The sequence below is a fragment of the Allobosea sp. genome (assembly GCF_035944895.1).
Taxonomy (GTDB): Bacteria; Pseudomonadota; Alphaproteobacteria; order Rhizobiales; family Beijerinckiaceae; genus Allobosea.
In genome coordinates, this window is the sequence record NZ_DASZAT010000017.1 from 53447 (window position 1) to 72289 (window position 18843).

18 protein-coding genes are annotated in these 18843 nt (G+C 67.6%); 4 read left to right on the forward strand and 14 right to left on the reverse strand.

The window, feature by feature from the left end; translation table 11 throughout:
* Window position 1: 1 nt before the first annotated feature.
* From VGV58_RS28525 to recA, 4 genes are all read right to left on the reverse strand, one after another.
* The gene (locus VGV58_RS28525) at window positions 2–577 is read right to left on the reverse strand and encodes a hypothetical protein (protein WP_326877453.1); all 576 of its coding nucleotides are present in this window, start codon (window positions 575–577) and stop codon (window positions 2–4) included.
* Between the two features lie 53 nt (window positions 578–630).
* Window positions 631–1788, reverse strand: a complete 1158-nt coding sequence (locus VGV58_RS28530; protein WP_326877454.1) for a cyclic nucleotide-gated ion channel — start codon at window positions 1786–1788, stop codon at window positions 631–633.
* Window positions 1789–1795: 7 nt separating this feature from the next.
* Window positions 1796–4447, reverse strand: a complete 2652-nt coding sequence (gene alaS / locus VGV58_RS28535) for an alanine--tRNA ligase (RefSeq protein ID WP_326877455.1) — start codon at window positions 4445–4447, stop codon at window positions 1796–1798.
* 196 nt (window positions 4448–4643) lie between these two features.
* Entirely contained in the window at window positions 4644–5729 is a 1086-nt protein-coding gene (gene recA / locus VGV58_RS28540; RefSeq protein ID WP_326877456.1) for a recombinase RecA, read from the reverse strand.
* 170 nt (window positions 5730–5899) lie between these two features.
* Here recA and VGV58_RS28545 point away from each other — a divergent pair, with 170 nt between their 5' ends.
* Entirely contained in the window at window positions 5900–6415 is a 516-nt protein-coding gene (locus tag VGV58_RS28545) for a hypothetical protein (protein WP_326877457.1), read from the forward strand.
* Here VGV58_RS28545 and VGV58_RS28550 read toward each other — a convergent pair.
* Together VGV58_RS28550 and VGV58_RS28555 are read right to left on the reverse strand one after the other, a co-directional pair.
* On the reverse strand, window positions 6350–6889 hold the full coding sequence (locus tag VGV58_RS28550; RefSeq protein WP_326877458.1) for a hypothetical protein: 540 nt from the start codon (window positions 6887–6889) through the stop codon (window positions 6350–6352). The genes VGV58_RS28545 and VGV58_RS28550 overlap by 66 nt on opposite strands.
* Window positions 6890–6920: 31 nt before the next feature.
* A complete protein-coding gene (locus VGV58_RS28555; protein ID WP_326877459.1) occupies window positions 6921–7505 on the reverse strand; it encodes a TetR/AcrR family transcriptional regulator in 585 nt (194 codons plus the stop codon).
* 86 nt (window positions 7506–7591) lie between these two features.
* On the opposite strand from VGV58_RS28555, the gene VGV58_RS28560 reads away from it, so the two are divergent.
* A complete protein-coding gene (locus tag VGV58_RS28560) occupies window positions 7592–8413 on the forward strand; it encodes a crotonase/enoyl-CoA hydratase family protein (protein WP_326877460.1) in 822 nt (273 codons plus the stop codon).
* A gap of 10 nt (window positions 8414–8423) precedes the next feature.
* On the forward strand, window positions 8424–8843 hold the full coding sequence (locus VGV58_RS28565; protein ID WP_326877461.1) for a DUF1330 domain-containing protein: 420 nt from the start codon (window positions 8424–8426) through the stop codon (window positions 8841–8843).
* An 11-nt stretch (window positions 8844–8854) separates the two neighbouring features.
* On the opposite strand, the gene VGV58_RS28570 is transcribed toward VGV58_RS28565, so the two are convergent.
* The 3 genes from VGV58_RS28570 to VGV58_RS28580 all read right to left on the reverse strand — a co-directional run bounded on the left by VGV58_RS28570 (window position 8855) and on the right by VGV58_RS28580 (window position 13732).
* Window positions 8855–9328 carry an ester cyclase gene (locus VGV58_RS28570; RefSeq protein WP_326877462.1) on the reverse strand — a complete coding sequence of 158 codons (474 nt, stop codon included), beginning with the start codon at window positions 9326–9328 and terminating at the stop codon, window positions 8855–8857.
* Window positions 9329–9457: 129 nt separating this feature from the next.
* Window positions 9458–12580: an efflux RND transporter permease subunit gene (locus VGV58_RS28575; protein ID WP_326877463.1), complete on the reverse strand. Its 3123-nt coding sequence runs from the start codon at window positions 12578–12580 to the stop codon at window positions 9458–9460.
* A 9-nt stretch (window positions 12581–12589) separates the two neighbouring features.
* The gene (locus VGV58_RS28580) at window positions 12590–13732 is read right to left on the reverse strand and encodes an efflux RND transporter periplasmic adaptor subunit (RefSeq protein WP_326877464.1); all 1143 of its coding nucleotides are present in this window, start codon (window positions 13730–13732) and stop codon (window positions 12590–12592) included.
* A gap of 241 nt (window positions 13733–13973) precedes the next feature.
* On the opposite strand from VGV58_RS28580, the gene VGV58_RS28585 reads away from it, so the two are divergent.
* Window positions 13974–14711, forward strand: coding sequence for a methyltransferase domain-containing protein (locus VGV58_RS28585; RefSeq protein WP_326877465.1), 738 nt, complete (start codon window positions 13974–13976; stop codon window positions 14709–14711).
* 21 nt (window positions 14712–14732) lie between these two features.
* Here the strand turns inward: VGV58_RS28585 and VGV58_RS28590 are convergent, their stop codons facing one another.
* From VGV58_RS28590 to VGV58_RS28610, 5 genes are read right to left on the reverse strand one after another with little or no spacing between them, the layout of a single operon-like run.
* Window positions 14733–15227, reverse strand: coding sequence for a hypothetical protein (locus VGV58_RS28590; protein ID WP_326877466.1), 495 nt, complete (start codon window positions 15225–15227; stop codon window positions 14733–14735).
* Complete coding sequence (locus tag VGV58_RS28595) at window positions 15224–15721, reverse strand: hypothetical protein (protein WP_326877467.1); 498 nt, start codon at window positions 15719–15721, stop codon at window positions 15224–15226. Before VGV58_RS28595 ends, VGV58_RS28590 begins: the two co-directional genes overlap by 4 nt.
* Complete coding sequence (locus tag VGV58_RS28600; protein WP_326877468.1) at window positions 15718–16260, reverse strand: hypothetical protein; 543 nt, start codon at window positions 16258–16260, stop codon at window positions 15718–15720. The genes VGV58_RS28595 and VGV58_RS28600 overlap by 4 nt, the downstream gene beginning before the upstream one ends.
* Window positions 16257–16778: a hypothetical protein gene (locus tag VGV58_RS28605; RefSeq protein WP_326877469.1), complete on the reverse strand. Its 522-nt coding sequence runs from the start codon at window positions 16776–16778 to the stop codon at window positions 16257–16259. The genes VGV58_RS28600 and VGV58_RS28605 overlap by 4 nt, the downstream gene beginning before the upstream one ends.
* A complete protein-coding gene (locus VGV58_RS28610) occupies window positions 16775–18835 on the reverse strand; it encodes a caspase family protein (RefSeq protein ID WP_326877470.1) in 2061 nt (686 codons plus the stop codon). The genes VGV58_RS28605 and VGV58_RS28610 overlap by 4 nt, the downstream gene beginning before the upstream one ends.
* Between the last annotated feature and the right edge of the window lie 8 nt (window positions 18836–18843).

Genomic DNA, 18843 nt, shown 5'->3' on the forward strand with positions numbered 1-18843 from the left:
GCTACTCCACCACGAGTTCGCGGCGCGCCAGCACGCGCGGGCCGGTGAGGGGTGCGTCCATCACATAGCGCAGTTCATAGGTCCCAGGCTCGGCCGGCGCCTCCAGCGTGCTCTCGACATTCTCGGCCGGGAAGAAATTCGGCCCTTCCGCCTCGGCTGGCGCATCCGGCTTGACCAGCACGACGCGGTCGCGGTCGCCATTGGGGCCGATGCCGCGCACCGGCAGGGGATTGCCGCGCGCGACCCGGGCGGGGGCAGCGAGCGTTGCCGCTGGCGCCGTCGTCGCCAGCGGCTGGCGCAGCAGGATGACCGGCTTGCCGTCGTTCTCGCCAAGCAGGCGCCATTCGAAGCTGCCGACCTCGCCCGGGGCCGGCAGCGAGAGCGCCGGGACCTGGCCGAGCGGAGAGGCGACGATCGCCGCTTCCGGCGGATCGCCCGGCCTGCTGATGGCGAGGCGGGCACCAGCCGGCGCGCGGCCGACAAAGACGGTCGCCATGGCGCCGGCCATCAGCGTGCGCGGCGCTGACAGGCTCGGGCCCTGCGGTGGGCGCTGCTGCGGCCGTGGCTGCTGCGCCATGACGGGGCTGCCTGCGCCAAGGAGCAGAGCGAGGATCGTGCGGCGGGTCGCTATCATACTGCTGCAAGTCGATGGAGATGGGCGGCGAGTTCCGGGTGGCGCAGCATGAGCAGGCGAAAATCGGCAGGATCAAGGACGAGGAGCTTGGTCGCGACCGTGGCATGCGCCGCGATGCCACCCTGGGCAGCCGCGAGCTCGGTCAGGCAGAGCTCGCCGAAATAGCAGCCTTCGTCGAGCCGGCGGCTGCCATCGGGCTCGATGAGTTCGACCTCGCCACTGGCGACGAAATAGAGCGAGTGGGCCGGTTCGTGCGGACGCAGCACCACGCCGCCGCCACGCACGGTCTGGGCGCGCAATGCATGCATGATCTCGGCGATCTCGGCAGCGTTGAGCCCGCTGAACAGCGGCACGCGCGCCAGCATGCTCCAGGTGATGACGAATTCGCGCCGGTGGATCTCCTGGGCGAAGGCGGTGGCGATGATGCCGACCGGCAGTGCCAGCATGACGAGACCCATCACCGCGGTGAGCGAGGCGACGAGCTTGCCGAGCGGGCTGACCGGGAAGGCATCGCCATAGCCGACCGTGGTCAGCGTCACGATCGCCCACCACATCGCGTCGGGAATGGTGCCGAACTTGTCGGGCTGCACGTCGTGCTCGACGAAGTGCATGGCGGTCGCCGCGAGCAGCATCACGCCGATCAGGATGACGACGCAGGCGGCGAGCGCCTTGCGCTCGGCATGAAGTGCCGCTCCCAGCGAAGCCATGCCGGGCGAATAGCGCCCGAGCTTGAAGAAGCGCACCAGCCGGAAAAGCAGCAGGATCTTGAGATCGCCATAGCCGAGCAGGGCGGCATAGAGCGGCACGGTGGCGAGGAAGTCGAGGAGTGCCGGCGGCGACAGCGCATACGCCCGCCGCGCCGCCCAGTCGCCCATGCCGCGATAGCGCGCATGCTCGGGCGCGACCCAGAGTCGGACCGCATATTCGAGTGTGAACAGCACGGTCGAGACCAGCTCGATCGCGTGGAAAATCCGGTCATGGGCGGTGGCGAAGCGCGGTACCGATTCCAGCACCAGCGCCGTGATGTTGACGATGATCAGCGCGACCAGCCCGCCATGGACGAGCCGGGCAGAGAGATCGTCGCCTGCACCCCGGTCAATGACCAGATGTACCCGCCGCCGCCAGCTCATGCCAGGCTGCGGGGCGGCGGACATGGTCGCGTCAGCCCATCGCTGCGGCGACGGCTTCGAGCGCCGCCTCGGCCTGCGTGCCGTCCGGGCCGCCGGCCTGGGCCATGTCGCGGCGGCCGCCGCCGCCCTTGCCGCCGAGGCGCTCGGAGGCCGCGCGCACCAGCGCGACCGCGTCGAAGCGCTCGGTCAGATCGGGCGTGACGCCGACGACGACGCCGGCCTTGCCGTCCTCGGCGACGCCGACGATGGCGACGACGCCGGAACCGACGCGGGCCTTGGCCTCGTCCGCCAGGCTCTTCAGGTCCTTCATCTCGACGCCAGTGACGGCACGGGCCAGCAGCTTGGCGCCGGCGACCTCGCGGATCGGGTCGCTGGCCTCGCCGCCGCCACCCATGGCGAGCTTCTTGCGGGCCTCGCTGAGCTCGCGCTCGAGCTTGCGGCGCTCCTCGACCAGGGTCGCGACGCGCGCCGGCAATTCGGCGACGGGTGCCTTTAGCAGGCCGGCCATCTCGTCGAGCGCGACGCTCTCCTCGCGCAGATGGCGACGCGCCGCCTCGCCGGTGAGGGCTTCGAGCCGGCGCACGCCGGCCGCGACACCGGCCTCGGAGAGAACCGTGACAAGGCCGATATCGCCGGTGCGGCTGGCGTGGGTGCCGCCGCAGAGCTCGACCGAGAAAGCCTTCGGCGTCTCGGCATCGCGATCCGTGCCCATCGACACCACGCGGACCTCGTCGCCGTACTTCTCGCCGAACAGCGCGCGCGCGCCAGAGGCGATCGCATCATCGACCGACATCAGCTTGGTGGTGATCGGCTCGTTCTGCAGGACGAGCTTGTTCGCCATCTCCTCGACCCTGGCCAGCTCCTCGCGCGAGATCGGCTTGGGGTGGCTGAAGTCGAAGCGCAGGCGCTCGGGAGCAACCTGCGAGCCCTTCTGCGCGACATGGTCACCGAGCACGCGGCGCAGCGCCTCATGCAACAGGTGGGTGGCCGAATGGTTGGCGCGGATAGTGCCGCGCCGGCCATGGTCGACCGTCAGCTCGGCCGGCTTGCCGAGCTCGATCGTGCCGGAGACAACCTTGACCTGATGGGCGAAGACGTCGCCGAGCTTCTTCTGGACGTCGGTGACCTCGGCCTTGAAGCCGTTGCCGACAAGCGTGCCGGTGTCGCCGACCTGGCCGCCGGATTCGCCGTAGAACGGCGTCTGGTTGAGGATGACGATGCCACTCTCGCCTTCCGTCAGCGAGGTGACCTCGGCATTGTCCTTGACCAGTGCGGTGACCACGCCCTCGGCGCTCTCGGTGTCGTAGCCGAGGAACTCGGTGGCGCCGACGCGCTCGCGCAGCGGGAACCAGAGCGTCTCGGTCGCGGCCTCACCGGTGCCGGCCCAGGCGGCGCGCGCCTTGGCCTTCTGCTGCGCCATCGCCGCATCGAAGCCCTCGATGTCGACGCCGACGCCGCGGGCGCGCAATGCGTCCTGGGTCAGGTCGAGCGGGAAGCCATAGGTGTCGTAGAGGGTGAAGGCGACGTCGCCCTTCAGCTTGTCGCCGGAACCCAGTGCCTGCGTTTCCTGGTCGAGGATCGAGAGGCCGCGCGCCAGCGTGGTGCGGAAGCGGGTCTCCTCCAGCTTCAGCGTCTCCGAGATCAGAGCCTCGGCCCGGAGCAGTTCGGGATAGGCCTGGCCCATCTCGCGCACCAGCGCCGGCACCAGCTTGTGCATCAGCGGGTCCTTGGCGCCGAGCAGCTGCGCATGGCGCATGCCGCGGCGCATGATCCGGCGCAGCACATAGCCGCGGCCCTCGTTCGAGGGCAGCACGCCGTCGGCGATCAGGAAGGCGGAGCAGCGCAGATGGTCGGCGATGACGCGATGGCTCGCGCTCATCGGCCCGTCCGAGGGGACGTTGGTGAGATCGGCGATGGTACGGATCAGTGCCGCGAACAGGTCGATCGAATAATTGTCATGCGTGCCCTGGAGCACGGCGGCGATGCGCTCGAGGCCCATGCCGGTGTCGATCGAGGGGCGGGGCAGGTTGGTGCGAATGCCACCTGCGGCCTCCTCGTACTGCATGAACACGAGATTCCAGATCTCGATGAAGCGGTCGCCATCCTCGTCGGGCGAGCCCGGAGGGCCGCCGGGGATGTGGTCGCCATGGTCGTAGAAGATCTCGGAGCAGGGGCCGCAGGGGCCGACATCGCCCATGCGCCAGAAATTATCCGAGGTCGCGATGCGGATGATGCGCGAATCCGGCAGGCCGGCGATCTTCTTCCAGAGCGTGTGCGCCTCGTCGTCCTCGGAGTAGACGGTGACGGTGAGCTTGTCCTTGGGCAGGCCGAATTCGCGCGTGACCAGGGTCCAAGCATGGGTGATCGCCTGTTCCTTGAAATAGTCGCCGAAGGAGAAGTTCCCCAGCATCTCGAAGAAGGTGTGGTGGCGGGCAGTGTAGCCGACATTGTCGAGGTCGTTGTGCTTGCCGCCGGCGCGCACGCATTTCTGCGCCGTGGTGGCACGGGCATAGGGGCGCTTCTCCTGGCCGGTGAAGACGTTCTTGAACTGCACCATGCCGGAATTGGCGAACATCAAGGTCGGGTCGTTGCGCGGCACGAGCGGGCTCGACGGCACCACCTCGTGGCCGTTCGACTTGAAGTAATCGAGGAAGGTCGACCTGATCTCGTTGACGCCGCTCATCGCAATCTTGGCTCTGGTTCAAGCATGGGGCCGGCAAGCGCCGGCAGGGCTGAAAGGGTTCTAGTCAGCGCACTTATGCCTGTCCAGAAAGGGCCTGCATAGTTCGCAGGCGCGGCAAGCTGCTGACCTCAAAACGGAAACGGGCGACCCGAAGGCCGCCCGTCGACTTAATGGCTGAGTGCCCTGGTTTGAAGGCTCAGGCCTCGCCCTCGTCGAGATCCTCAGCGGTCGGGTCGGCATTCTCAAGGATGCGCTCGGCGACCAGGCCGGAATTCTGGCGGATGGTCGTCTCGATCTTGGCGGCGACGTCGGGATTGGTCTTGAGGAAGGTCTTGGCGTTCTCGCGACCCTGGCCGAGACGCTGGCTGTCGAAGGAGAACCAGGCGCCCGATTTCTCGACGATGCCGGCCTTGACGCCGAGATCGACCAGTTCGCCGGCCTTCGAGATGCCCTCGCCGAACATGATGTCGAACTCGACCTGCTTGAAGGGCGGCGCGACCTTGTTCTTGACGACCTTGACGCGGACCTGGTTGCCGGTCGCCTCGTCGCGCTCCTTCAGCGTCGAGACGCGGCGGATGTCGAGACGCACCGAGGCGTAGAACTTCAGCGCATTGCCGCCGGTGGTGGTCTCGGGCGAGCCGTACATCACGCCGATCTTCATGCGGATCTGGTTGATGAAGATGACCATGCAGTTCGAGCGCGAGATCGAGGCGGTGAGCTTGCGCAGCGCCTGGCTCATCAGGCGGGCCTGCAGGCCGGGCTGATTGTCGCCCATCTCGCCTTCGATTTCCGCACGCGGCGTCAATGCGGCGACCGAATCGACGACGAGCACGTCGATCGCGCCGGAGCGGACCAGCGTGTCGGTGATCTCGAGCGCCTGCTCGCCGGTATCGGGCTGGGAGATCAGGAGGTCGTCGAGATTGACGCCGAGCTTGCGGGCGTAGACCGGGTCGAGCGCGTGCTCGGCATCGACGAAGGCGCAGACGCCGCCCTTCTTCTGGGCTTCGGCGATGGTGTGGAGCGCGAGCGTGGTCTTGCCGGAGGATTCAGGGCCGTAGATCTCGACGACCCGGCCGCGGGGCAGGCCGCCGACGCCGAGCGCGATGTCGAGGCCGAGCGAGCCGGTCGAGACCGTCTCGATCTCGATCGCCTGCTGGTTCTTGCCCAGGCGCATGATCGAGCCTTTGCCGAAAGCCCGTTCGATCTGCGAGAGCGCCGCATCGAGCGCCTTGGCCTTGTCCATCGAAGAGCCTTCCACGAGCCTGAGATTTGCCTGATTCACGACGTGCGCTCCTTATGGCAGGGGCGCGACCACATCTCAATCCGCGCCATGGAAACGACTATGGTCATGGTTTGTTCTCTCTCGCAAGTTCTTTTTTTGTTCCTGTTTCGACGCGCGCCGGTTGTGTTAGGACAGCATGAAAGCAGCCTGATTTCAGAGCTCCGAAGCTGATGCGCAAGTCCCTGGTCAAGCTTCTCCTGATCCCGCTCGACCTCGTCGTCGGGCTCGTCATCCTGCTCGACGAGCTGCTGCGGCCGCTCTACCGGCCGCTGATCGCCTGGTTCGCCGCGCTCAGATTGGTAGCGCGGTGCGAGGAGGCAATCGGGCGGTTGCCGCCTTATGGCGCGCTGGTGGCGCTGGCGATCCCCTTCGCCATTGTCGAGCCGCTGAAGCTGCTCGGCTTGCTGTTCCTGGCGCGCGGGGCGTTCGTGGCCGGCATCGTCACGACGGCGATCGGCCATCTCGCCGGCTTCCTGCTGGTCGAGCGCGTCTACCATGCCGGGCGGGCGCAGCTCCTCACCATTCCCTGGTTCGCGCGGATCATGGGTTGGATCGAGGCGATCCGGCAGGCGGTGATCGGGCGGATCAAGGCGAGCGCCGTCTGGCAACGCGCGGTCGTGCTAGTGCGGGCGGCGCGGGAGCGCTTGCGGGGCCTGAGACTCTGGTTCGCCCGCCTTCGCGCCTGACGGAGAGGCCTCGCTCTCGGGCTCGGCCTGCCATGCGGCGGCGAGCCGCTCCAGCTCCAGCGTGTAGCAGTAGATCGCGAAGACGACCGCGAGGAGAAGGGAGGAGCGCCAGAGCAGAGTGAAGCCGTCGGCGATACTCGTCAGCGCCGGCAGGTGACGCAGGAAATAGATCGAAGCCAGCGCGCCGCCGACGATCGCGCCGAGGCGGGCAGCGAAGGCCAGGAGATGCCCGAGCGGCAGGTTGCGGAAGCCCTGTGGCACGGGCACGCGGTAGAGCCGCGTCCAGTAGCAGATCTGGCCGAGCAGCGCCGCCGCGCAGATCTGCGCCAGGCTTCCGGTCGGCAACGTCTGCTGCTCGCCGATATGTGCGACCAGGACGCGGAAGGCCGTGTGGATGTGGAAGAGGATGACCAGCGCGCAGGCCGTCTGCACGATCAGCAGCAGCGTGTAGGCGAGGGTCGGCCGTTGCGTCATCGGCGCAGGATAGAAGGGTGGCCGGCGCCGATCAAACCGTCTGGCTCCGCGCGGTTGAAGCGAGCGAGGCAGCCGCGCGGCCGGCGGCCTCGACATAAGCGGGGTCGCGATGGACGAGCATGACCGAGAAGGCTCCGTCCATCAGCAGCACGACCTGGCGGGCGAGCTCGTCGGGGGCGGCGACGCCGTGCTCGGCGCAGGCGCCGGCGAGCCAGCGCTCGAAGCCGGCCTTGTGGCGTGCACCGATCCTGATCGCCGGGTGGCCGGGCAGGTTGGCGAGTTCGGCGGCGGTGCGCAGGAAGCCGCAGCCTTTCCAGCGCGGGTGGCGGGCGGAGCGCGCGAGGTTCTGGAAGATCGCCTCGATCTTCTGCGGCAGCCCGCCCTCGGCCTTGTCGAACCAGCCGGCCATCAGCTTGAGATTGGGCTGGTCGCGCGCCTCGAGATAGGCGGCGACGAGCTCGTCCTTGCTCTCGAAATGATAATAGAGCGTGCGCTTGGTGACGCCGGCCTTCTCGGCGACGGCGTCGACGCTGACGGCGCGGATGCCCTCGCCATAGAAGAGCTTGCTGGCCGCTTCGATGATGCGCTTGCGGGTCGGGCTGTCGGGTTCGGCCATGTCTCATGTATACCGTATAGGTAGTATACATCGTCAAGCCCGGAGCGCAGCCTTCCGAGACCCGAAACCGGAAGGACGCCAAGGCCATGCCCGACAATGATCCCATCCTGATTCAACAGCATGAGGCGATCGCGACGCTGACGCTGAATCGGCCCGAGAAGCTGAATGCACTGAGCTACGGGCTGATCGACCGCCTGCTCGAAATCCTCGATGCGATCGAGATCGACCCTTCCATCCGCGCGGTGATCTTGACCGGCGCCGGCGAGCGCGCGTTTTCGGCCGGCGGCGACATCCACGAGTTCTCGCAGAGCGTCGCGGCCGGGCCGGAGCAGGCGGTGCGCGATTTCGTCCGCCGCGGGCAAAAGCTGACCGCGCGGCTGGAAGCCTTCGGCAAGCCGGTGATCGCGGCGGTGAACGGGCTCGCCTATGGCGGCGGCTGCGAGGTCACCGAGGCGGTGCCGCTCGCCATCGCCAGCGAGCGGGCGATGTTCGCCAAGCCGGAGATCAACCTCGGCATGCCGCCGACCTTCGGCGGGACGCAGCGCCTGCCGCGGCTGGCTGGCCGCAAGCGCGCCATGGAGCTGCTGCTGACCGGCGACCCTTTCACGCCGCAGCGCGCGCTGGAGCTGGGGCTGATCAATGCGGTGGTGCCGCATGAGGAGCTGCTGCCGGCGGCGAACGCGCTGGCTGCGCGTATCCTGCGGCATTCCTCTTTGGCGGCAGCGAGCATCCTCACGGCGGTGACGCGCGGCATCAACGCCAGCATTGCCGAGGGACTGCTGATCGAGAGCGAGCAGTTCGCCCGCGTCGTGCCGACGGCCGATCTGCGCGAGGGGCTCGACGCCTGGATGGCGCGGCGCCAGCCGATTTATTCCGGCGACTGGTCGCTGGTCGCCAGGGCCGGTTGAGGGAGCGGCCATGAGCGACCATGCGAGCTTCAGCCGCGAGGCTTTCGCCGCCTTCCGTGCCAATGAGCGGCCGGGGCCGGTGCAGATGCTGAACCTGATCCGGCTCAATGCCGAGGCGCAATATCCGGACGGCCCGAATGGTGGCGGCCGCGAGGCGTTCGCTGCCTATGGCCGAATCAGCGCGCCGGTGCTGACGCGGCTCGGCGGGCGGATCCTCTGGCGCGGCGGCTTCGAGCAGATGCTGATCGGCCCGCGGGGCGAGCGCTGGGACATCTGCTTCATCGCCGAATATCCTAGCGTCGAGGCCTTTGCCGCGATGTTCCGCGATCCGATCTATCGCGAGGCGATGATGCATCGGCAGGCGGCGGTCAGGGATTGCCGCCTGATCCGGCTGGAGGCGCGGGACGCAGGTGTGACCTTCGCGGGGTAGAGCAGGGTCGCTCAGCCCTGCTTCAGGCGCCCGATCAGGCCATGGATGTCGCCGAGCACGAAGAGGTCGCGCACGAGCCCGCCCTCGAAGGTGAAGGCCGGCGCACCATGCCACCACACATGGCGGCCGCTCGGCGGCACTCCGAACATCTCGCGGCGATGGAAGCCGTGGAAGCGCAGGCGCCCGAAGACGCGGTTGCCTTCCTCGACCAGCGCCAGGATGTCCGAGGTGTAGTCGCCGAGCGAGCCGGTGACCCAGTCGACATAACCTGCGAATTCGCGATGGCCATGCAGGACCGGCCCGAGCGAGCCGCGAAAGGTGAAGTCCTCGTGGAAGATCCGCGGGATCAGCGACTTGTCGGCACGGTCCCACATCTCCTTGTAGAAGATCCTGACGAGCTCTTTCTGCGGCGAGAGCGTGACGCCGCCGAAATCCAGTGCGGGTTCGTCAGGCGGCGCCTCGCGCCCCTGCGGCATCTGCGTCATGCTTCCTCTCCCGTGTTGCCGCAGGCTGTCGAGAAGCCGGCCGGATCAAACTCCGCCGAAGCTGCGCCGGAAGGCACAGCAAATCTCGCAAAGCGCTGGTGGCAAACTGCACATGCCGGGCTGGTCTGATCAGCCTGCCGCGTGAGGTGTTTCCGCCGGGGCGGGCGCGGCTGGTTCCTTGCGGCCCAGCCTCCGCGAAAGCCCTTCCATGTAGAGGAAGATCACCGGAGTGATGAACAGCGTCAGCACCTGCGAGACGATCAGCCCGCCGACGACGGCAAGGCCGAGCGGCTGGCGCAGCTCCGCGCTGGCGCCGGCGCCGATCGCGATCGGCAGGGCGCCGAGGATCGCGGCCAGCGTCGTCATGATGATCGGCCGGAAACGGCGCAGGCAGGCTTCGCGGATCGCGGTGTCAGGCGGCTCGCCGGCGCGCTGCAGTTCGAGCGCGACGTCGATCATCATGATCGCGTTCTTCTTGACGATGCCGATCAGCATCAGCAGCCCGATCACGGCGATGACCGAGAGGTCGAGACCGAAGAGCTTCAGCGTCAGCAGCGCGCCGAGCGCCGCGGCGGGCAGCCCGGTCAGGATCGTCAGCGGGTGGATGAAGCTCTCATAGAGGATGCCGAGCACGATGTAGATCGTCAGCACCGCGCCGGCAATCAGCAGGCCCTGGTTGCCGAGCGATTGCTGGAAGGTCTGGGCGACGCCGGCGAAGCTGGTGCCGATCTGCGCGGGCAGGCCGAGCTCGGCCTTGATCGCATCGATGCGCTGCACGGCCTCGCCGAGCGAGCGGCCGGCCGGCAGGTTGAAGGAGAGGGTGACGGCCGGGAGCTGGCCGAGCTGGTTGACGGTGAGGGGGCCGGCCTTGCGCTCGATCCTGGCGAAGGTGCCGAGCGGCACGAGCGCGCCCGAGGAGGAGCGGAAGCGGACCTGGTCGAGCCGGTCGTTCGACCACTGGATGTCGGGATTGAACTCGATGATGACCTGATAGCTGTCGCTGGTGGTGTAGATCGTCGAGATCTGGCGCACGCCGAAGCCGGAATAGAGGCTGGAGCGCAGCACGTCGGCGCTGATCCCCTGCGACTGGGCCTTGGCCCGGTCGACGACGAGGTTGGCGAGCAGGGCCTTGTTCTGCAGGTCGGTGGTGACATCGACGAAGAGCGGGTCGTGCTGCAGCGCCTCCAGCATCTTGCCCGACCAGTCGGACAGAGCGGGCTGGTCGATCGACTGCATCACGAACTGGTACTGGCTCTTCGAGGAGCGCGCGCCGATGTTGAGGTTCTGCACCGGCGACATATAGGTCGCGATGCCGGGGATCGCGGCGAGCTGGCGGCGCAGGTCGCCAAGCATCTGCTGCAGGGGCGGGCGCTCAGCCTTCGGCTTCAGCTCGACGAAAAGGCGGCCGGCATTAAGGCTGCTCGACTGGCCGCTGGAGCCGATGGTCGAGGCGACATGGGTGACATAGGGCGAGCGCCGGAAGACGTCCTCGACCTTCTGCTGCAGGCCTGACATGGCCTCGAAGGAGATGTCTTGGCGCGCCTCGGTCGCGACCTGGAGCTGGCCGATATCCTCCTGCGGGAAGAAGCCCTTGGGGATGGTCACCACCAGCCAGGCGCTGGCGGCGACGCTGGCGAGGAAGGCCATCAGCACGGCCCGGCGATGCTTCAGGCTGAGGTCGAGCCCGAAGCGATAGGCGCCGAGCACGGCGTCGAAGCCACGTTCGAGGAAGGCGAGCCGGTCCTTCTTGCCGGGCTCGGCATGGCCCGCCGCATCCGCACCGAGGCGCGCGCACATCATCGGCGTCAGCGTCAGCGAGACGAAGGCCGAGGCGAGGATCGCGACGGTGACGACCACCGCGAACTCGTTGAAGACGCGCCCGATCACGCCGCCCATCAGCAGCACCGGGATGAAGACCGCGACCAGCGAGAGCGAGATCGAGATGATGGTGAAGCCGATCTCGCTCGAGCCCTTCAGCGCCGCGTCGAAGGCGGAGAGCCCATCCTCCTCCATATGGCGGACGATATTCTCCAGCATCACGATCGCATCGTCGACGACGAGCCCGACTGCCAGCGTCAGGCCGAGTAGTGAGATGTTGTCGATCGAGAAGCCGAACAGGTACATCGCTCCCAGCGTCGCGATCAGCGAGATCGGCACGGCGACCGCCGGGATCAGCGTCGCGGTGAAGCGGCGCAGGAACAGGAAGATCACCGCGACGACCAGCACGATCGTCAGGCCGAGCGTGAACTGAACGTCCTCGACCGCCTGGCGGATCGAGGAGGAGCGGTCATTGAGCAGGCCGAGCGTGGTCGCCGGCGGCAGCAGCGATTGCATCTGGCCGATCGCCGCCTTGACCCGGTCGACGACCTCGACCGTGTTGGCGTCGGGCTGGCGGAAAACGGCAACGACGAGGGCGCGCGAGCCGTCATACCAGCTGGCGAGCTGCAGGTTCTCGACCGAGTCGATCACCTTGGCGACGTCGCCGAGCCGGACCGGGCGGCCGTCGCGGGTGGCGATGATGATATCGGCGAAATGGGCGGCGTCGGCGAGCTGGGTCTGCGCCTCCAGCGTCAATTGCTGCGGGCCGGACTGCATGGTGCCGACCGGGGTGTTGACGTTGGCGGCGGTGATCGCCGCCTGCAATTCGTTGATGCCGATGCCGCGCGCCGCGAGCGCGGTCGGGTCGACCTGGATGCGGACCGCGTATTTCTGGCTGCCGAAGATCTGGACCTGCGCCACGCCCTCGACCGTGGAGAGCGTCGGCGACAGCACCTGCTGGACAAAGGCGTCGATCTTGGAGAGCGGCGTGACCTCGCTCTTCAGTGCCAGCAGGAGGATGGGGGCGTCGGCGGGATTGAACTTGCGGTAGCTTGGCGGCGTCGTCATGTCGATCGGCAGCTGCCGCTGGGTCCGGGCGATCGCCGCCTGGACGTCGGCCGCTGCCGCGTCGATGTCACGGTCGAGCGCAAACTGGATCGCGATCGAGGTGTTGCCGAGCGCGTTGGTGGTCGAAATCGAGCTGATGCCGGCGATGGTCGCGAACTGCTTGATCAGCGGCGTCGCCACCGAGGTCGCCATGATCTCGGGCGAGGCGCCGGGCAATTGCGCTGAGACGTTGACGACCGGGAATTCGGCGCGCGGCAGCGCCGCGACCGGCAGGGAGCGCCAGGCGAACAGGCCGCCGAGGATGAGCGCGCACGACATCAGGATCGTCGCGACGGGGTGGCGGATGCAGAAGGCCGAGACCGACATGGCGCGCCCTCACGGCTTGGCGGATTGCGGGGCGGTGAGCCTGATCCTGGCCCCGGGCGAAAGCCGCGACTGGCCTTCGGTCACGACCTTCTCGTCCTGCGAGAGCCCCGAGGCGAGCGCGGCGACGCCGTTCTCGTTGGAGGCGACCTTGACCGGCCGCGCCTCGACCGTGTCGTCGGATTTGGTGACGTAGACGAACGGGCCTTTCTGCCCCTCCTGCAGGGCGACCGAGGGCACCGTGACCGAGCCGGACAGCATGCCGAGCTGGACGACGACGTCGACATATTGCCCCGGCCAGAGCCGGTGCGGGTCGTTCGCGAACAGCGCCTTGACGCTGACCGTGCCGGAGGGGATGTCGACGGCGGAATCGATGAAGGAGAGATCGCCGGTGGCGAGTTCTTCGCGCGTGCCCGAGGCGTAGGCGGTGACCTTGGCCGGTGTCGATGCCTTCGCCGCCGCCTGCAGCAGGGTCAGGTCGCGCTCGGGCAGGGTGAAGGTGACGCGAATCGGGGCAAGCTCCGTCACCGTCACCAGATTGCTGCTGGCGTCGTTGGCGCGCACCGCATTGCCCGGTGTCGCGGTGATGGCGCCGAGCCGGCCGGAGATCGGGGCGGTGATCGTGGTGTAGCCGAGTCGGACGCGGTCCAGCGCCAGGGTCGCCTCGTCCGCCTTGACGGCGGCATTGGCGACGGCCTCGTCGGCTGTCGCCTGGTCGAGCGCCTGCTGGGTGCCGGCGCCCTTGTCGACCAGGCTCTTCTGACGGGCGAGATCGGCGCGCTTTTGCGCCACGGTCGCCTTGTCGCGCTCGACATTGGCCTCGTCGCGGGCGACCTGTGCCTTGAGTTCGCGATCGTCGAGGGTGAAGAGCAGGTCGCCCTGCCTGACCTCCTGGCCTTCCTTGACGTGCATGTCGGCGATGACGCCGTCGAGGCGGGACTTGACCGCGACGATGGCGACCGGCTCGGCGAAGCCGATCGATCGGCGTGTCACCGGAATATCGGCGCGGCCGGCCAGCACGGTCGTCACCGGGCTGGCCAATGGCCCGGCCCGGCGCTCGGCATGGGCCTGCGGGCCGTCCTGCGGCCTGATCACGCGCCAGGCGGCAAAGGCGGCAATGGCCACCAGAAGAATTATGATCGCGTAACGTTTCATCGCTGGCCCCGGCGCGGCGCTGTGCACGCACGACTTTACCGCCTCCCGGCACGCGGGGCCTGTCCGCCGCATGAACTCTTCGTAATGCTGGCGAAGGGTGCGGCGAGCCGCGAGGCTGGGCGCCCGGTGACGACGCCGGATTCCTTGATCGGATAGGCGCCAATTCTACGATCTCGGGGATAATTATTTAATCTGTCTACGCTATCAGCCTGCCGGTGAATATTTGAGAAGGTTGCGCTGCATGAGTGCGCTGTCGCCGAATGAATTCAGGTCATCGATCGATCTGGAAAAGCGCAAGTTCCATATGAAATCCTATTTCGAAAGCAGCTTCTACCGGCAGTATCGCTCGGCGAATATGGCGCTGGGCGCGCTGGGACGCAGTCCTCGTGTCCTGTCCCTGGGGGCCGGTGGCGCTTTCGTCGAGGAAATCGTCCAGAAACATCTCGATGCTTCGGTTTTCGTCGTCGATTTCGCCGAGACCCTGGCGATCGAGAACGACCTCTACGGCAATTTTGCCGGAATGTTTGCCGGCGACATCTCGGCGCCCGACTGGGTCTCGCCGCTTGACGGCGTCGATGCCGTGTTCTGGTTCGACAATATCGAGCATCTGCGCATCGACCCGACCAGGATCCTCCGCAAGCTGCGGTCGGCCCTGTCGGAGAACGGCCAGGTCTTCATCACCACCGACAATTTCGCGCGGCTGCGGAACATCCTGAAGCTGATCTTCAACCGCTCGATCGTCGCCTTGCCGAAGGATCTCTTCGCCGAGGTCGATTTCGAGCATGAATACGTCCATCGCCGCGAGTATACGCGGCCGGAGCTGGAGGCCTGCCTGCGGGAGGCCGGCCTGAAGCTGGTCGAGGTCGAGATGCTCTGGCAGAGCCCGTCGGAGAGCCTGAAGAAGCTGCCGTTCCGGAGCTTCGAATATCTCTTCCCGCGCTTCCGCCCGCATATGCTGATCCGGGCTCAGAAGGCCTGAGGTGCACCGTGCGCCGATCGTTCACAAGACGGTGCAGGCGGCCTGCTGGACCGTAGGCTGGCGATATCTGATCGGGACGTCGCGACGGCGGGCCCAGCCTTCGTAAGCTGTGAAACCGGGCTTCAGGCGCCATTCGAGGGTGACCGAGCAGGAGCGCGCGCCGTCGGTTTGCAGCCGGATGGCGAAGGTGTGCGAGCGTTCTGCGACGAGGCGCAGCAGGGTGTTTTCGTTGAGCACCTTCCAGTGGGCGCGAGCGTCGAGGCCGTCGCCGAGGGCCCCTTCGCGAACGCGTCCGCGCCCGCCGTGATTGCGGTTGATTTCCTCCCTGACTGTACCGCCCTTGCCGAGGATGACCGTGAGCGTGCGACTCGCCAGCCTGCTCCTTTCCTCCGGCGCGATCTCCGGAACCGTCCAGGCCAGCAAGAGCTGGAAGCGGGCTTCCTGGGCGAGCGTATCAGTGGCCGGGCCGAGCAGGCTAAGGCCAGCGAACGCAGCAAGGGCGAGAGGCCGGTTCACAGAACGTCGCACCGGGCGTAGGGCGAGCTCGGCTCGCCGAGCTTGATAATCTTACCCGAACTGCTGCGGACCTGATACTCAGCAAAGCCCGGCTTCAGGCGCCATTCGAGTGTTGCGGTGCAGGAGTTCTTGCCCTGCGTTCGCAGCCAGATCGCAAACGTGTACGAGTCGCGTGCATGGAGTCTGACAAGTGTCGTTTCGTTGACGACCTTCCACGTGGTTGAACCGCGATCGCCGCGTGCCGCGCCCAGGACGGCGTCCGCTTCGCGCACGGCCAAGCCCGACTCGATCCGTTCCGTTATCGATCCATTCGCTTTGAGCGTCACCTGAAAGGTTCTCAGCCTCTGCACCGACCTGCGCCTGGACTCGACGTAGCTTTCGGTCCAGCTCGCCGTGATCCGGAACGTCACATCGTCTGCGGCTGATGCGGCCTGCGGCGAGAGCCCGAGCAGGAGGAGACAGGCCATCGCGGCAAGGATGAGAGGCCGATTCACAGGACGTCGCACCGGGCGTTGGGCCAGCTCGGCTCGGCGAAGCGAATCTGCGGTCTGTTCGGCTTGGTTGGAGCTTCAAAGAGCGTGAAGCCGGGCTTCAGGCGCCATTCGAGTGTCGCAGTGCAGGAATCCGTCCCTTGAGTCCGCAGCCAGATCGCGAATGTGTGCGACTCGCGTGCGACGAGTCTGACCAGCGTGGTCTCGTTGACGACCTTCCATGTGGTCGAACGGCGCTTGCCGCCGACCTCGCCGAGTTCCTTGTCCAGCTCGAGCAGTGTCGAGCCCGCCCAGCCATTTCCGGTGGTGCGCTCGAGCCGTTCCGTGACGGTTCCATCGCGCTTGAGCGTCACTGTGTAGGATCGGCGCGTGAGCACAGACCTCGCTTTGGGCTCGACATAATTGATGATCCAGGTCGCGGTGATCCGAAACTTCGCTTCGTTGGCGGATACGGCCTGCGGCCAGAGTCCGAGCAGGACGAGCAAGCCCGCAACCGGCATGCGCCCCGTCGATACGCGCTGGTTTTTTGCAAGGCGGCTCACAGGACCGTGCAGTCCGCGCTTGGCGAACTGGGCTCGGCAAAGCGTATCGGCGTATGGCGCCGGCGGGCCCAGCCCTCATAGACCTGGAAGCCGGGCTTCAGCCGCCATTCGAGCGTTGCCGAGCAGGATGTGCTGCCATTGGTGCGAACCCAGATCGCGAAGGTGTGCGAGGGCCAGCCGGCGAGCCTGACGAGGGTGTTCTCGTTGACCACCTTCCAGACGATCGGTGCGCGCCGGCCGCCTTCCTCGCCGAAATCGGTCTCCCGCGAGGAATGGGAGGCTCGCGCACGCCGGTTGCCGGCGCGGTGCTCGCTGTCCTCGCGAACGGTCTTGCCGTTCTTGAGAGTCACCGTGAGGCTCATCTGCACGTTCCGCGAAGCTTGCCGCGGCTCGATCTCGTTGGTGACCCAGCGCGCGTCGATGCGGAAGCGCGCCTCTTGGGCCGAGGCAATCTGCGGCAGGAGGCCGAGCAGAACCGGTGAAGCGAGCACCATCCGATGGAGGGCGAGGGCGCTCATTCGCAGAACGACTGGCCGTTGAAGTTGAAGCAGCGCCCGCGTGCCGCCGGGGCGGGCGCCCGTGCCGGAGCCGACGGGCGTGCGGCGGCCGGGCGGACGGAGCGCTCCTGCGCCACGCGCTTGGGCTTAGGCGCGACACAGTCGCCGTCCGCATCCAGCCGCTCGCCGCGGGGGCAGCTCTTGGCGACGCAGACGCCGTTGCGCTCGGTCTGCCGCGCCGAGCAGGTCAGCGGGCAGATGCGGCCGCTCTGGCGCTTCAGCACGTCGAGAAAATCGGTGGTCGGCGCGCCGGGAACATCGAGATGGGCGAGCCGCGCGAACTCGCGGACGGCGCGGCTGGTCGCCTTGCTCGACCATTCGCCATCGGGCTTGCCGCTGTAGCAGCCGACGCGGCCGAGCTCGAGATTGATGGTGCGCGTCAGGCCGGCCAGGTCGATGACCGCCGGCGGCTTGGCCGGTTCGGGCGTGCCGTCGGGCAAGGCGGCCAGGCGCGTTGCTTCGTCGGTGCGTGCCGGAGCTGCCGCGGTTTCACGCTGGACGCGCTGCAATTCCTCGGCGGCGCGCCGGCGCTCGGCCTCCAGTTCGGCCATGAGCCTGGCGCGGTCGCGCTCGCCGGCCTCGCGGATCTCCTGCTCGGCCTTGAGCCTCGCCGCGAGTTCGGCGGCGGCGCGCTTGTTCTCCTCTTCCAGCTTGGCGAGTCGCTCGGCTATGCGGCGGTCCTCGTCCTGCTTCTGGCGGTTCGCGTCGGTTTCGGCAGCCTTGAGCTTCTCGGACTGGGCGGTCGAGAGGCGCTCCCGTTCGAGGGCCTGGCGCTCGCGCTCCTTATCGTCCCGGGCGCGCCGCGCCTGGTCGTCGGCCCGCGCCGCGAGCTCGGCCTGGGCCTTGCGATTGTCGGCTTCGAGCTGCGCCAAGCGCTCGTCGAGCTTGCGGCGCTGCTCGGCCTGCTGCCTGGCCGCATCATCTTCGGCCTTGCGTCGTTGCTCGGCCTGGGCCGCGGCCAGCTTGTCCTGCTCCGCCTTGGCGGCTGCGAGGCGAGCGGCTTCCGCCAGCCGGGCACTCTCTGCAGCGGCGGCGGCCTTGCGGCGCTCTTCCTCGTAAGTCGCGAGCTGGCGGCGCAGTGCCTCTTCGCGTTGGGTGCGCTCGACCGCCTCGATCCGGGCCTTGGCGGCATCGGCGAGATAGCTCTTCGGAAAGCGCGTGAGGAAATCGCGCAGCTTCGGACCGTCCTCGCTATCGCGCAGCTTGGCCCAGGCCTGCTGGTCGGTCTCGCTGCGGTTGAAGTAGAAGTCGCCGAGCAGGGAGATCGAGAGCTCCGGCGTCTGGCGGCCGCCGGTGCGCTGGTTCACGCCGGCGGCGACGCGCCGGAAAAGCTGGCCGACTTCCAGCCCGGGCTCGGCGAGCTGCTCGACGAGGGCGGCGCTGAACGGGCTGTTGCGGCCCCTGCCGTCGGCGGCGACATCGTTCGCCTGCGTCGCATAGGCGATGACCATGCCTCGGGTCTGCGCGATGCGGGCGAGGCCGCGGCCGATCGAGGTATCGCGCGAGCGGCCCGAGCTGGCGATCCGGTCGGCCAGCGGGTTGTTGCGGCAGGCGTCGAGGATGAGCAGACGCACCCCCTTGGCGTTCTGCAAGGCATCGATGACGTCTGCGACCCGGGTCGTCTCGTAGGGGATGCCGAACTCGTCGTTCGGTGCGCTGTCGACCGGCAGCAGGAAATTCTCGCCGCGGAACTGCAGGCCGTGGCCGGCGTAGTAGAACAGCGCCGCGTCGGCATCAACGGCAGCGCGGGCGAAGCGGCCCAGCGCCTCGCCCATGCCGCGACGATCGAGATCGCGCCCCTCGATCACTTCGAAGCCGACCGCTCTCAGCGCTGCCGCGACGTCCTGCGCGTCATTGCCCGGGTTGGGCAGGGCCGGGGCGGCGCGATAGGCCGAATTTCCGATGACCAGCGCAACGCGCCGCTCGCCCGTCTCGGCCGCGATGGCGCCTGCCAGGCCGCAGAGGAAGGTCAGCGCGACCAGCAGAAACCGAAAAGAGATCTGGTGGAGCGTCGGCACAGTCGCGA

Excerpts from the sequence above, each read along its gene's own strand:
- VGV58_RS28585 (WP_326877465.1), top strand. The coding sequence starts at position 13,974 with ATGAGTGCGCTGTCGCCGAATGAATTCAGGTCATCGATCGATCTGGAA.
- VGV58_RS28555 (WP_326877459.1), bottom strand. The coding sequence starts at position 7,505 with ATGGCCGAACCCGACAGCCCGACCCGCAAGCGCATCATCGAAGCGGCC.
- VGV58_RS28560 (WP_326877460.1), top strand. The coding sequence starts at position 7,592 with ATGCCCGACAATGATCCCATCCTGATTCAACAGCATGAGGCGATCGCG.
- VGV58_RS28605 (WP_326877469.1), bottom strand. The coding sequence starts at position 16,778 with ATGAGCGCCCTCGCCCTCCATCGGATGGTGCTCGCTTCACCGGTTCTG.
- VGV58_RS28570 (WP_326877462.1), bottom strand. The coding sequence starts at position 9,328 with ATGACGCAGATGCCGCAGGGGCGCGAGGCGCCGCCTGACGAACCCGCA.
- VGV58_RS28545 (WP_326877457.1), top strand. The coding sequence starts at position 5,900 with ATGCGCAAGTCCCTGGTCAAGCTTCTCCTGATCCCGCTCGACCTCGTC.
- VGV58_RS28550 (WP_326877458.1), bottom strand. The coding sequence starts at position 6,889 with ATGACGCAACGGCCGACCCTCGCCTACACGCTGCTGCTGATCGTGCAG.
- VGV58_RS28580 (WP_326877464.1), bottom strand. The coding sequence starts at position 13,732 with ATGAAACGTTACGCGATCATAATTCTTCTGGTGGCCATTGCCGCCTTT.
- VGV58_RS28525 (WP_326877453.1), bottom strand. The coding sequence starts at position 577 with ATGGCGCAGCAGCCACGGCCGCAGCAGCGCCCACCGCAGGGCCCGAGC.
- VGV58_RS28575 (WP_326877463.1), bottom strand. The coding sequence starts at position 12,580 with ATGTCGGTCTCGGCCTTCTGCATCCGCCACCCCGTCGCGACGATCCTG.
- alaS (WP_326877455.1), bottom strand. The coding sequence starts at position 4,447 with ATGAGCGGCGTCAACGAGATCAGGTCGACCTTCCTCGATTACTTCAAG.
- VGV58_RS28565 (WP_326877461.1), top strand. The coding sequence starts at position 8,424 with ATGAGCGACCATGCGAGCTTCAGCCGCGAGGCTTTCGCCGCCTTCCGT.
- VGV58_RS28530 (WP_326877454.1), bottom strand. The coding sequence starts at position 1,788 with ATGTCCGCCGCCCCGCAGCCTGGCATGAGCTGGCGGCGGCGGGTACAT.